This is a genomic window from uncultured Gimesia sp., from assembly GCF_937910335.1.
GTDB lineage: Bacteria > Planctomycetota > Planctomycetia > Planctomycetales > Planctomycetaceae > Gimesia.
In genome coordinates, this window is sequence record NZ_CALEMX010000527.1 from 1 (window position 1) to 13347 (window position 13347).

The 13347-nt window shown below is 47.8% G+C and carries 10 protein-coding genes; 4 read left to right on the forward strand and 6 right to left on the reverse strand.

Features of this window, described 5'->3' with window-relative positions; all coding sequences use genetic code 11:
* Positions 1–44: 44 nt before the first annotated feature.
* Positions 45–2501: a DUF87 domain-containing protein gene (locus Q0668_RS21670; protein WP_298868485.1), complete on the reverse strand. Its 2457-nt coding sequence runs from the start codon at positions 2499–2501 to the stop codon at positions 45–47.
* Between the two features lie 165 nt (positions 2502–2666).
* Positions 2667–3095: an acyl-CoA thioesterase gene (locus Q0668_RS21675; protein WP_298868487.1), complete on the reverse strand. Its 429-nt coding sequence runs from the start codon at positions 3093–3095 to the stop codon at positions 2667–2669.
* Between the two features lie 148 nt (positions 3096–3243).
* Between Q0668_RS21675 and Q0668_RS21680 the strand changes: the two genes are divergently transcribed.
* Together Q0668_RS21680 and Q0668_RS21685 are read left to right on the forward strand one after the other, a co-directional pair.
* Entirely contained in the window at positions 3244–4161 is a 918-nt protein-coding gene (locus tag Q0668_RS21680) for a carbohydrate kinase (RefSeq protein WP_298868489.1), read from the forward strand.
* Positions 4162–4216: 55 nt separating this feature from the next.
* A complete protein-coding gene (locus tag Q0668_RS21685) occupies positions 4217–5029 on the forward strand; it encodes a peptidylprolyl isomerase (protein WP_298868491.1) in 813 nt (270 codons plus the stop codon).
* Positions 5030–5051: 22 nt separating this feature from the next.
* Here Q0668_RS21685 and Q0668_RS21690 read toward each other — a convergent pair whose 3' ends face one another.
* From Q0668_RS21690 to serA, 4 genes are all read right to left on the reverse strand, one after another.
* Complete coding sequence (locus Q0668_RS21690; RefSeq protein WP_298868493.1) at positions 5052–6365, reverse strand: homoserine dehydrogenase; 1314 nt, start codon at positions 6363–6365, stop codon at positions 5052–5054.
* 228 nt (positions 6366–6593) lie between these two features.
* Positions 6594–7280, reverse strand: coding sequence for an HNH endonuclease (locus Q0668_RS21695; RefSeq protein WP_298868495.1), 687 nt, complete (start codon positions 7278–7280; stop codon positions 6594–6596).
* A 471-nt stretch (positions 7281–7751) separates the two neighbouring features.
* On the reverse strand, positions 7752–9038 hold the full coding sequence (locus Q0668_RS21700) for a hypothetical protein (RefSeq protein WP_298868497.1): 1287 nt from the start codon (positions 9036–9038) through the stop codon (positions 7752–7754).
* Between the two features lie 202 nt (positions 9039–9240).
* A complete protein-coding gene (gene serA, locus Q0668_RS21705; RefSeq protein ID WP_298868499.1) occupies positions 9241–10866 on the reverse strand; it encodes a phosphoglycerate dehydrogenase in 1626 nt (541 codons plus the stop codon).
* A gap of 311 nt (positions 10867–11177) precedes the next feature.
* On the opposite strand from serA, the gene Q0668_RS21710 reads away from it, so the two are divergent.
* Both Q0668_RS21710 and Q0668_RS21715 read left to right on the forward strand, forming a co-directional pair.
* Positions 11178–12569: a TAXI family TRAP transporter solute-binding subunit gene (locus Q0668_RS21710; protein ID WP_298868500.1), complete on the forward strand. Its 1392-nt coding sequence runs from the start codon at positions 11178–11180 to the stop codon at positions 12567–12569.
* Positions 12547–13305 (forward strand): hypothetical protein, encoded by a 759-nt coding sequence (locus Q0668_RS21715; protein ID WP_298868503.1) that lies wholly within the window; start codon positions 12547–12549, stop codon positions 13303–13305. Before Q0668_RS21710 ends, Q0668_RS21715 begins: the two co-directional genes overlap by 23 nt.
* The last annotated feature ends 42 nt before the right edge of the window (positions 13306–13347 follow it).

Here is a 13347-nt window from a genome sequence, read left to right on the forward strand (position 1 = left end):
TTTTAGTGACGAATGTTGTTTTCGCAATCCGGCGACCCCAGAGATTATTCCTCATCCAGGCGGTAAAGCGGCTGGCTGATTCCAGTGGCATCAACAGACCAGGGAAGCCAGACAAAGGCGACTTCATTCACCATGAGATCCGACTTGCGTGGACGGACCGGATATTCATCGATTTCGAAATCTTCGGGGTGAATGGGTTCTTCCAGCTTGTCAATTTCCTGTTGGAATTCGTCTTCGAGGTCGGCGAATTTTTGCTTCTGAACTTCCAACGCTTCTTTAGCCCGTCCGATGTCGCCATGTTCTTTTGCTGCACGACCTACGTTACGGGCTGCCGTTGATGCTTTGCGGACATTCGTGGCGCTGGCGACTTTCCTGCCCATCAGCGCACCAAAAATAGTCGTTCCCAATGAAAGAAAGGTGCTCAGTTTTTTGTCACTGTACTGAGATTCTTCACGTGCCACGCGTTCTTCTGCAGTGCGAATGCGGTTTTTGATCGTTTCAAACTTTGACGCATATTTGGAACGCAGTTTTTCCATTTGTAAATCGCGTTTTTCACGCATGAGTTGCTTGAGCCGCGAGCGAAACTCCGCCTCGCTTTCGTTGGGATCGGAATACAGTTTGGGATCCGCACTGAACCACAGATTCAGCGGTCGTTCCTGATAGAGATACGTTTTCAGTTTCTTTTCCCACGTTTGATACTGTTTCGATTTGGTCAATACGCTATCGACTTCTGCAAATTGTGCCTGTTCAGCGGGATCGTTGTCGTATTCCAGATTGCCAACCGGGATGGGAGTCGCTTCTTCCCAGATGGATTCAGGAACTTCGCCTGTGATCGTGGTCAGCATGGCAACGTCTTGCCAGAGATCTACTTTCGATTTGGCGTCCGCATAACGAAGTTTCGCCAGACCGATGAGACCGGGGCGATACACCAGACGGCTACCTTGCGCCAACAGGTTAGACGCTGTAAAAATACGTTGTTTGATTTCCGACGGAATCAGCGGTCGTTGCGTGGGATCACTTTCCGGCGAGGATGCAACGGTTGGTGCGGGCGCGTTTCCTGCAGTTGTCTCCGCAATGCTATCCTTGCGGGGCTGCATCAGTTCTTTAATCTGAGTCCGTGTAAGAGGACCGCGCAGATAAGAGAGCGCCCATCTTGTGTGAAAGACAACCGGTGTTTCTTCATGAACATTGTGTAACAGGAAGACGCGGCTTCCCAGATCAGAGAGGGTCGCTTCCATTTGTTGTCTATTAAACTGGCTTCCCGCTGTTCCCGATGCACTCTCCAGGCCATCAAGCAGTCGTGCTTTATCTCGTTCGGTTTGTAGACGGCCGATAAACCATGTCCCCGTATTCGAGAGGCCTTTGTAATCCAGGTCGACCGGGTTTTGTGTGGAGAGTACGACACCCAGGCCAAATGCGCGGGCCTGTTTCAATAGAGTCAGCATCGGCGTTTTCGAAGGTGGATTGGCAGTGGGAGGAAAGTAGCCGTAGACTTCATCCATATACAGAATCGCCCGCAGGCTGGATGTGCCCGATTGACTGCGCACCCAGGCCAGCACTTCATTCAGAAGTACCGTCACGAAAAACATGCGTTCTGACTCTGAAAGGTGAGCGATCGAGAGGATGGAAATCCGCGGCTTGCCTGCTTTCGTCATCAGCAGGTTTCCAATGTTCAATGCCTCGCCCTGCATCCAGGATTCAAATCCCGGTGAGGCCAACAGATTATTAAGCTGCATTGAGAGTTGCATACGCTCTTTGGAAGGATAAAACGTTTCCAGATCCAGGAAGCCTACTTTATCGATGGGTGGTGCTTGAATTTCCTGAATCAAACTGGCAATGGACAGATTGCGTTTTTCTTTCCAGGCATTGCTGAGAATATTTGAGAGCAGAATATGCTCGCGGCTATTAATCGGGTCGGCGTCGATTTTCAGTAACGCCAGCAATCCGGATACAGCCGACATGATCCGATCCCGCAAGGCATCGCTGTCATTCAAAACCGCATCACTGGGCGCATCAAATGATTTCAACACGGAAATCGGCAAGCCGGCGTTGCTGCCCGGAGTATATATGGCCATATCAACAGCAGAACGCAGTCGTTCAATGCGGGCCCCATCCTGTTGCCAGTCGGCGAGCCCTTTTTTCCAGAGGTCGGCCGTCCAGCTGGCATACTCATCGGGAGTTTTTCCTTTGCGAACGGCTTCACTTTCTTCGATCCAGGGACGAAAGTCATCCGGTTTCAAATCCGGGAAATTGAGCAGCAGGTTTCCCAGGTCGCCTTTGGGATCGATGGCGATTACGGGAATGTCATCAATGGCGGCTTCTTCCAGCAGAGAGAGGCACAACCCGGTTTTGCCGCTGCCGGTCATCCCGACACAGACCGCGTGTGTCGTCAGGTCTTTGCTGTCATACAGCACTAAATCGTCTTTGATCTCTTTGTTGGGAAGATCATATTCTCGACCCAGATAGAATGCACCGAGTTTTTCGTAGGGTTGATCAGTCATTACGCACCATGAATGGGAGGAAGATATGAAAATAAGATCGTTATGACAATCAGGAATCGTCAGCTTTCAATCTGATCATAGAGTAACATTCTGGCGCCATGATTTCACGTTTGGGATGAGAGTCTTCTCTGAAATTTGCAACGAAGAATGAACCAGGATCGGCATTCAGTGCGGTTCTTCCTGTTCAGTGACGACAGAAAAACAGGAAAAAACCTCTTCGGGAATGCGTCGTGGTGTGAGATTTTCATAATTCACAAAAGCCCAGTTTGTCTCGGCTCGAACCAGCAGTTCAGAATCGGCGGGCCGAATGATGCGGTACTTTCGGAGTGATTTGACTTTTTTTAGTGTGGAAATCCAGGTTTGCACCACGATTTCCTGGTCCACAAACGCCGGTTGTAGATATTCAATATAGTGACTCCGCGCCACCCAGCCAATTTTTTCTTCTCGATAACGACGGGGCGACCAGCCATTGGCACTGGAATGATCGACAGCCGCATCCTGCAGCCATTTCAGATAGATCACATTATTCACGTGACCCAGCCCGTCAATTTCCTCTTCCGTGACTAAATGACGGTATTCATAAATGCGATGCATGGAATTTCTATCCCGGGTTATGGTATGTTATTACCAGAAATGATCACAGGCTGCGTTGAGAGAGCCATCCAACATGATCTGGATCATCTGTATTGAATCTGTATTGAAATAGTGTAATTGAATTGAACGATAATGGAATCAGAGTTCCATGAATAATTTAGAGTCGCTTCCACTGGTGATTGGATTAGGTGAATTGCTGTGGGACTGTTTTGGTGATGATAGACGCCCCGGCGGTGCGCCGGCGAATGTTGCTTTTCAGGCAAATCAACTGGGATGCCAGGGGACCGTTGTCTCGCGTGTCGGACAAGACGCGTTGGGAACAGAGTTATTGGACTTCTTAAAGCAGCAACAGCTTTCGACAGAGTATATACAGATCGATCAGGCGTTCCCCACAGGGACAGTCACCGTAGAGTTTACTAATGCCAATGACCCACAGTATACGATTCATGAGAGGGTGGCCTGGGATCATCTGGAATTTAATGGCACATTGGCTGAATTGATGAAACAAACGCGGGCCGTCTGCTTTGGCACGTTAGCACAGCGCGAGGAAACATCACGTGAATCAATTCACAAATGTCTGGCAGCGACGGACTCTGATTGTCTGGTCGTGTATGACATCAATCTACGCCAGCATTACTTTGATCGAAGCTGGATCGAGCGTTCACTGTCTGCCGCTAAGATCGTCAAGCTGAATCAGGATGAAGTTGGTATTTTATCAGGTCTGTTGAATGTCACATTTGGTGATATAAAACAGTTTGCAGCTTATCTTCAGCAGGCGTATGAAGTAGAAGCGGTCTGCATTACACGTGGTGCAGCGGGATGTTTGATTTTTACATGCGATCAAGAATATGATATCCCCGGCACTCCGATAGAAGTGGCTGATGCAGTAGGCGCCGGCGATGCCTTTACCGCGGCGTTAATTTCCCGTCGCCTGTTGGGATGGCCCTGGGAAAAGGCGGCTTTGTTTGCTAATCGTGTGGGAGGTCTGGTAGCCAGTCACTCAGGGGCGATGCCTGTATTGCGGGATGAGTTCGAAAAATTGAGCCAGGAAATACAGAATAGATAGATCACTTTAAGTTTATAACCTTTTAATTTCTTCAAATAGAGTAAGGATGATTGCGATGTCTCGTTTGACTTTTATTGCATTGACTTTAGTGGCGATCAGTTTTGTGGGGTGTCTCGGTGAAACTCCCACAGCCGTTGACCCTGAGGTTCCCGAGGTGACATCTATAGATGAAAAACGGGAAATACTTCCAGCGACAGGAGATACTCAGGTCTTACTGGAAACGACAAAGGGAAATATCGTACTCGACTTGCATTCGGATTGGTCACCCAAAGGCGTAGAACGTTTCAAAGAGTTGGTGAAGCTGGGGTTTTACAATGACGTCGCGTTCTTTCGCGTGATTGAAGGGTTCATGGCACAGGTCGGCATGAATGGTGACCCCGCATTGCACGCCAAGTGGAAAGACAACAATATTATGGACGAGCCAGTTGTGGAATCAAACAATCCGGGCTATGTCTCGTTTGCTAAAACAGGGGCTCCGAATTCCCGTTCGACACAATTCTTTATCAACTATGGTAATAACTCGAGATTGGATGGAATGGGTTTCTCACCGTTTGCACAAGTGATCGAGGGTATGGAAGTCGTGAATTCTCTATACAATGGATACGGTGAAGGTGCAGGGGCTCCCGATCAAGGGGCAATTATCGCCAAAGGAAATGCTTATCTGAAAAGTAATTTTCCCAAGCTGGACTACATCAAAAAGGCAACCATTATCGCTGAGAAGCCAGCTAAAGCAGAAGCCAAACCTGAGTCTACAGAGGCGGCTGCAAAAGAGGACAAGAAACCGGTAGCACCCAAAGTTGAGAAGAAAGAAGAACCAAAAACAGAAAAAGAGACACCGAAAAAAGAGGCTGCTAAAAAAGAGAATTAGTCAGTAGATCAATTCAGTGCTTCTAATCGTTGACCGGCATACGCACAAAGGGAGCCCGGATGCAATCCAGTTCATCCAGCTCCCTGCTGGCTTTTTGGAAGCGGCCTTCTGTTGTCCGGTGCGTCATTATGACCAGGGGCACAATCGGGTAATCTTCGCTTTGATCGACTTCGGGCGCTTCATGTTGTACCAGGCTGGCGATACTAATCAGGTGGTCTCCCAGCACATTTGTAATGTCAGCCAATACGTGCGGGCGATCTTCTACATTTAATCGCAGGAAGTAACGTCGGGAGATTGCTTCGCGAGGCATGATTGTGATTTCCGGCTGTGCATCCCAGAGATTCAGTCTGGGAAATGTGATCGCGGCGCGTCCGACGGCAACGTCGACCAGATTGGCAACTACTGCGGAAGCGGTTGCCATCTGTCCGGCTCCCATGCCTGACAGCCAGACTTTTCCCACAGCATCTCCTTCCAGCGCGATTTTATTATACGCGTCTTCTACATGTGCCAATGGATTATCATTGCGAATCAATGTAGGTTGGGCATGCATTTCCAATTGCCCCTCCAGCAATTTGGCTACCGCCAACAGTTTGACGGTATACCCCAATTCGGCCGCGTATTGTAAATCGGCCAGCGAGAGCAAATCGATTCCCTGCCTGAGGAACTGGTCCAGATTGACTTTGATTCCGAGCGCCAGTTGAACAAGAATTCCGAGCTTCTGCGCGGCATCGGTGCCATCCACGTCCATGGCAGGGTCCGCTTCGGCATAACCAATTTCTTGAGCCGAACGCACTGCGTCTGCGTAGCTGGTATTATGCGAAAACATTTGCGTTAGAATATAGTTGCTGGTTCCATTCAGGATGGCTTCAATCGAAGTGATCTGATTAGCCGACATGGCCTGTGTAACAGTTTCGATTAAAGGCACACCGCCGGCAACGGCTGCTTCGAAGCAGATGCAGCGATTCAGTTCTCTGGCGCGCTGGAACAGACTCTCGCCTTTTTCACAGAGCAGCGCTTTATTTGCAGTAATGACGTCTTTGCCGCTTTCCAGAACCCGCAGCATCGTGTCGTAAGCGGGATCGATTCCGCCGATCAGTTGAATCACGACCTCGATGGAGTCATCGTTGATCACCGATTCCAAGTCGTCGGTTAGCACTCCCGCAGGGAGTTCGATATCTCGTGCTTTGGAAAGATCTCTGACGATCGCCCGCTTAAGATGGATTGGTCGTCCAGCGCGTCGTGTCATTTGCTCGGAACGATTGAGCAAAATTTTCGCGACACCACTGCCTACGGTTCCCATACCGATAATGGCTACATTTAAGGGAGAAGACGACATTCCAGATTCCTGAGTTGGTTATGATGGTGATTTTCAGCGAGGGGACCTAAGTTCTGCACCGTACTATAGACGCTTCCCCTGGTCAGTGGAACCATTGACTGAGGAATCAGTTCAGTTCGGGATGAGAATCTCGTCGAATTTATCGGTTTTAAGGGCTAATACAAGGCAGAATGAAGATCTCGGGTACAGTCTGTTTATTGAGGAGTCCGGTGTGTCGTACCATCTGGTTCAATCGCAGGAGAGCAGCTCTTTATTGCTGACAAAGTTTTTCCAGCAGGCATATTTTTCTTGTTTCACCTGTTGCAGCAGAACCGGATTGCGGCTGGGTTTGGCCGGCTTCTGGAATAGTTTCATACCGGCTTGAGTAGGAGTGCGACCTCCTTTTTTTGTATTACATCGCCGACAGGCGCTGACAATATTTTCCCAGCTCATGCCTCCGCCATGAGAACGGGGAACGACATGATCCAGGCTTAGCTGCTTCACACCAAATTTCTTATGGCAGTACTGGCAGCGATAACTGTCCCTGATGAAGATATTCCGACGATTGAATTTGATGGTATTGTTGGGGATCCGATTATAGTTCAGCAGGCGGACAACTCGGGGAACTTGAATTTCGAAGTTGACGGAAAGGATCCAGTCATCCAGTTCCGTTCGTTCATGAAATTCGGATCTCAGCTCACTGATTTCGATCCAGGAACTGAAGTCATAATTCATAAAACTGCCGTCTTCAACGCTGATGACTTCTGCAATGTCTTTACTGAGCAGACAGAAAGCACGTCGGGCGGTAATGACGTGGACCGGTGAATAAGTTTTATTCAACGCCAACACGCTTGACTGCATGGCACTCGACTGTGCTTTTACGGTAGTTGCAGAAATCATACGCCGACCACCCTCCAGATCGATTTGCAAGGTCATGGCAATTTCAAAGTGTGATTACATTTAACGCGACTCACTCAAAAAAAGTATCATGGGAATTGTCGGGCATAATACCTGAATTAGTACACCGGTCAATTCAAAGTCCGAGAATCTTTGCACGAATGATGCGCGCACATTCATCGCAAATATTTTATACTTCAAAGGGCCTCTCGTTCAACTCTTCTCTGAACTTTTTTCAAACCCAAATTGATGCGATGGCACAATTTATGGTAAGGCTGATCTTCATACGCACTATAAAAAACGAGTTCAAAGTGAATGCGAATAAAGTGTGAAACGAGGGACGATTCTCAATTGGGATTGTTTAAGAGCAGGTCATATGTATAGATTCATGATGTTTTAGGACTTTGTACTTTACTCAGAGCGATAACTTACCGTCAGTTTTCAGAGACCGCATTTGGGCGAACAATGCCGATTTGGGGAGAGATACCTTGTTTTCAATTGCAGGGAAATTCAGACGAATGAATTGAGTTCGGTCATCAGATTGTCTCGAAATTCAGTCATCTGTTCGGGAGAGAGTAGCGGTTCCACAAAACATAATGTCAGGTGCAATCTGCCGGCGAGTGTTGATACAAGCAACATGACTTCCGGCCCCACCGCGTTCTGCCCGGAGATGGAATAATCTTCGCGAATCGTTACATCGCCGATTTGTTCCGGCAGTGGAACCGGTCCGATATTCGACACGCCGAGGGTAGCGAGTCTTCCATGATGATTTCCTGTCGCCAGCTGCTGCAGGGATTTCCCGACAAAGGCTCCCAAAACGGGAGCAGGCGGCCGCGCAAAGGAAATAGAAAAGCGGACTATTTTCGAACAGTTTTTTGCCAGAGACAAGAGGTCACCGTCGTCATCTTGGGGAAAACTATTCATAAACCAGAAAATGAAACAACCAGGTTCGCGCGAATAGTCCCCCGGTCCGCATTCATGACGAAGAGAAATATTTGATAGTGTTAAACAAGGTGCGCTGGGATTCTGCAAAAACTTCTTGCTTGAACGTATCATCGCCGCCAATAGTAATCCCTGGAACGAAATACCTTCTTGTTTTGCTGTTTGTAGAATTGTTGTCGTTTGATCTGTCGATAAACTCGAGAATCGTAAGCGGGTTTTCCTTGTATTGACGTTGGCCTCTAAACCTGCGGGACGCTTAAAAAACGCCATCGTTTTTTGATAAGATTTTAACAGTAGATCAGTGATGATAAATAACAAGCTGTTTCGTAGCCTGTTTTCTTTGTGTAGCAGCAACTCCAGCGGTTGAGTGATCGTCGTTTCAGTCAGCTCTGTCTTTGTTGGTTGCTGGAACTCTTGCAGAATGCGTTCGAGATGCACGGTTGCCGTCACAGGGTCGGCAATGGCATGGTTGTAAACCAGCAGTAATTCCCAGTCAGAAGACGCTGCAGAATGAACCACCACCATCCGCCATTGCGGGCCACCATTTTCCAGACGGCGGGTAAGCTGTTGTTCGGTTTCCTGACGCCAATGCTCGGGGGAATCTCTTGTGACTGATTCAACAATTGGTTGAAAGTTCTCCAGTCTTACTAATCTTGGTTTCTTTCTGTGTCGAACGATGGTAGAGGCTAGTAGAGGCAGTGATCGGGTAGCGTTTACCGCCGCAGCGCGGAGTTTTTCAACATCACAAGGTCCGGATAGCCGAACCGCTCGAATCATCAAACAGCCTCCGTACCGGTCGTTTCCTTCTTCAAACAGGCGTTCTACAAATCCTAACGGACGCAGTAACTCAGGCATGAATCGAACCAGTGCGGACAAAGAGGGCTGGGAAACTTTCATCCTATCATCACATTCGACGCAATGATAACTTTGGCAATGAATGTTCGTAACAATTCTAGCAGGTCAGAAGAGATATGTGACCAACTAGCCAAAATCCTCACTGGTTTCGCTTCACCAGATCAACCAGATTTGATGAAGCGACTTGAAAACCAGAATGAGATTATTGTAACCAGGAAAGTGGTGCCGTTGCTGGGGGCATTTTTATAAGTTTCACGCAGGAAACTTCTTTGTGCTGGGAGACTTCCTCAAGTGCAGCCTCCGGAACATCTCCATCTACATTCAACACCGCGATTGCCTCGCCACCAGGTTGGTTCTGCAGGCGACCTAAAGCCATGTGAGCAATATTTACTTTGTGGTTGCCCAGCACGGTGCCGATGTAACCGATGAGCCCGGGTACGTCATTATGTCGGTAGATCAGCAGGTTGCCATCAAGGTAGCCATCAAGATAGAACTCATCGAGACGCGTCAGACGTAAAAAGTCCTGACCAAAAATGGTTCCGGCAGCGGAAGATTGTCCATGTTCGGTTTCTATTGTTGCAGAGATCAACGTAGAGAGGGTTCCTGCTTCGGTGGATCGCGATTCCGAAATGTCGATGCCACGTTCTTTGGCGAAGACCGTCGCGTTTACGATATTGACGTCTGCCTCAAATGCATTGGAAAGCAACCCTGCGGTGAAGCTGGATGTAATCAGTTTTGTCTGTTTCTCTGCCACTTCTCCCCGATATTGTATTTGAACGCTTTTCAGGCTGCCTTTGGATTGTTGCGCCAAAAACAGACCCAGCCGATGTCCCAGTTCGATATGTGGTTTGAGATCGGCCATCTCGGCGCCCGAAACGGGAATCATATTGATGGCGTGTCTAATTTCGTTTCGAGTCAGAAAATCTGAAATGATTTCTGCGGCTTCCAGCGCCACCATCTCCTGAGCTTCATCTGTAGAAGCACCGAGGTGAGGAGTTGCCAGCATGTTGGGGGCGTCAATCAGTCGTCTGTTTTCTGGTGGTTCCTGAGTAAAGACGTCGCAAGCGGCGCCGGCGACCTTGCCCGATTCGAGGGCATCGGCCAGATCGTCTTCATTCACAATACCCCCTCGGGCACAGTTAATGATTCTGACTCCGGGTCGCATCGTAGCGATACGTTCGGCGTTGATCAGGTCACGCGTTTCATCAGTCAATGGAGTATGTACCGTCAAAAAATCACAGTGTTTGACCAGCTCATCTACTTCTTTATAAAGTTCAATGCCATATTCGGCTGCGCGTTCTGCCGAGAGGAAAGGATCATAACCGATGATTTTCATTTCCAGGCCTTGTGCCCGTTGTGCCACTGAAAGACCGATCCGTCCCAGGCCGATAATGGCCAGCGTTTTACCGGAAACCTGGGTTCCCGTTAATTTCTTTCGTTCCCACTTGCCTTCCTTCATGGTGGCATAAGCAGGACCAATGTTACGGGCCAGTGACATCATTAAAGCAATCGTCTGTTCTGCCGTGCTGGTGGTATTTCCCGCAGGAGTGTTCATCACGACGATGCCTTCCCGAGTGGCGGCAGCGCGGTCGATATTATCGACGCCCACACCAGCCCGGACGATCGCCTTGAGTCTAGGTTGATCTTTCAGAACTTCTTCAGTCAGCTTTGTTGCACTGCGAATGATAATTCCATCAGCCGATTTGAGCGCCTCTCGGACCTCTTCTGGTGAAAGTCCGGAACGAATATCGAGCTCGATTTCCGGGTTTTCTTCTAGTATTTTCAGACCAGCTGGCGAAAGATTGTCCGTGATCAGGACTCGGTACATGGAACTCACTCACTTCTTTAAATAGAAAGACAAAGGGTCAGGAAATCACTACGACTCCTATATAATACAGAGATTTCGTCCCTTAGCATAGTTCGCCAAAAAATCGCGCCAAGGCAAATGACACCGCAAAGTAAGGAATTCCAGAAACAGTTTAATCCTCTCTGGGAAGAGAATCGTTTTTCATAAGTAAACCATCGATTTCCGCCTGTAAAAGGGGATAAGATCAGTCAAAATGAGTATGATATTCTGTGCACATTCCATTGAATTGATCCGGGATTACTATTTTTGAGAATTCATTGCAAAGGATAGAAATGAAGCGTTCTCTATTCAAAATTCTGGTTGTGATCCTGCTCATTTCGTTCCCGGTGTTAATGCATCAGGTTTATCGGTGGACGACGGCATTGCCCAGTCAGATCACGATTGCCGCCGGGTATCCCGAAGGCCGCTATTATGGTCTGGCAGATCAGCTCAAATCGACGCTGGAGCAACAATTGAATATCAAGGTGCAGGTTCTGGAGACAAAAGGCTCTCTGGAAAATCTGCAGTTGTTACGGAGTGGAAAGGCAGATCTGGGCTTCTATCAGCCGGGTACCGAATTGGCGCTCTTGAAGTTGAAGAAACCGGAAGATCGTTCGGAACCGAATATTCATAATTCAGATCACATCTGTTTTATAGCGAATTTGTACTCACAAGTTCTGCATATTATCGTGCGATCCGATTCCGATATCATGGATGTGGAAGATCTGAAAGGCCGCCGGATTTCAATCGGTCAGAAAGATTCCGGAGATCTGGCTTCCAGTCTAGCTCTGCTGCGACATTTACAGATCAATCTGGATGAAATCGATGAAGTTTATCTTTCTTATCATGAAGTCGAAGAATTGCTGGATCAGAAAAAACTGGATGGAATGATAGTGACAGTAGGTATTGATGCACCGTTGCTGCATGACTTACTGGATACCGGCAAATATCGAATTTTGGAAATCCCATTTAGTGCTGCACTGGCCCGTAAGGAAGCGGGCTTTTATGAGTATGAGATTCCCGCGGGAATGTTTCGCCGATCAGACCCTACCGTCCCTGCACAAAATCTAAAAACGGTCGCCTGTGGTGCGCATCTGCTGGCGCGGGAGTCTGTTTCTGATGAACTGATTGGGCATGTCACCTCTTTGATTATGCATCAAAATTTTTCGCGGCACATGCATTTGAATGAACTGTTTTCAGAGGGAAGTGGTTTTGCGCGGGATAATCAGAGTTTTCCGGTGCATGCCGGCGCTGACCATGTCTATAACCCGGATTTGAAACCGTTCATGAATTCTGAATTTGTGGAAGCGACAGAGGGCATGCGCTCATTTATCGTGTCGATGCTGATTGCCGCATATTTGTTATTTCGCTGGATCCAAAAACGGCGTGCTAAGGCTCAGGGACATAAACTGGACAGCTTCATCATAAAGTTGGTGGAAATTGAAAACAAACAAATGCAATTGGACGGAAATAATCCGGATGACGGGCCCGCTTTACACATCCTGCTGGATGAAGTCACGAGTTTACGCCAGGAAACATTGCAACAATTTTCAGCTCATGAACTGAACGAAGATCGTGCCACCGATGCTTTTCTGGGAATGTGCCACGCACTGAGTGACAAAATAAATGCCAAACTGTTAGGCTGGAAAATCGACCGCCTGGGTGAGACAATTACCCGGTCCTGATCTCATCGACGTGGATGTTTTTTTATCAATCGTGCAACATTATTTTGTCCGGAATCGGATCATGCTGGCAGACGACAATCTCATGAATTGCTTCTTGATTGTCATGGGAATGATTGTCGGTTATCTGTTTATACTGATTCCCATTTTGGTTTATTATGCAATTCAGCATATGCGATCACCGCAATTGATTTCATTACCGGAACCGGATTGGGATGATTACCTCACGGGGAAATGTCGTCTTGAATCTGATTGGGCTGGAATCAATCAATTCGAGCTGGTTGGTATCTATCGGTTGCAGCAGAATTTTATTCTGGTATGGCAAAACTCTGATATTGCCGCTTATTTTCAAATTACGCTCTCACCCTATGGGCGGTTCCATAATTTCACGACTCTCTTCAAAGAAGATTATTCTCTGGTAACCGCCAACGATCGAGAATCTTTGGTCTTTCCGGCTCCCCCCAAGCGGTTTGTGCAATCATTTGGGATCGAGAAAATTGACGCCTTGAACGAAAAACATCAGTCTTCCGTTGCTGATTTAACTAGAGTCAAACATCTGGAATTGCCAGAGCAGTTACCGGGTTTCGAGGAGACTTATCTTAGTAGCATCCGACAACAGCATGAGTATGTGCGTTCGTTTCCCTTTTATCCGATTTTAGGTATCTGGTGGTATCATGTTGGCCGTCGTATGAAATTCAATCAACCCATCAATCTGCAAGAAGCGGTTTTAGAGAATTGAATGATGGTATTCTGAATACGAATACGAAAACGAAATTCCGTA

What these genes read in the sequence shown, in the direction of transcription:
- Q0668_RS21670 (WP_298868485.1), bottom strand. Translation starts at nt 2,501, where the DNA reads ATGACTGATCAACCCTACGAAAAACTCGGTGCATTCTATCTGGGTCGA.
- Q0668_RS21675 (WP_298868487.1), bottom strand. Translation starts at nt 3,095, where the DNA reads ATGCATCGCATTTATGAATACCGTCATTTAGTCACGGAAGAGGAAATT.
- Q0668_RS21680 (WP_298868489.1), top strand. Translation starts at nt 3,244, where the DNA reads ATGAATAATTTAGAGTCGCTTCCACTGGTGATTGGATTAGGTGAATTG.
- Q0668_RS21685 (WP_298868491.1), top strand. Translation starts at nt 4,217, where the DNA reads ATGTCTCGTTTGACTTTTATTGCATTGACTTTAGTGGCGATCAGTTTT.
- Q0668_RS21690 (WP_298868493.1), bottom strand. Translation starts at nt 6,365, where the DNA reads ATGTCGTCTTCTCCCTTAAATGTAGCCATTATCGGTATGGGAACCGTA.
- Q0668_RS21695 (WP_298868495.1), bottom strand. Translation starts at nt 7,280, where the DNA reads ATGACCTTGCAAATCGATCTGGAGGGTGGTCGGCGTATGATTTCTGCA.
- Q0668_RS21700 (WP_298868497.1), bottom strand. Translation starts at nt 9,038, where the DNA reads ATGCCTGAGTTACTGCGTCCGTTAGGATTTGTAGAACGCCTGTTTGAA.
- serA (WP_298868499.1), bottom strand. Translation starts at nt 10,866, where the DNA reads ATGTACCGAGTCCTGATCACGGACAATCTTTCGCCAGCTGGTCTGAAA.
- Q0668_RS21710 (WP_298868500.1), top strand. Translation starts at nt 11,178, where the DNA reads ATGAAGCGTTCTCTATTCAAAATTCTGGTTGTGATCCTGCTCATTTCG.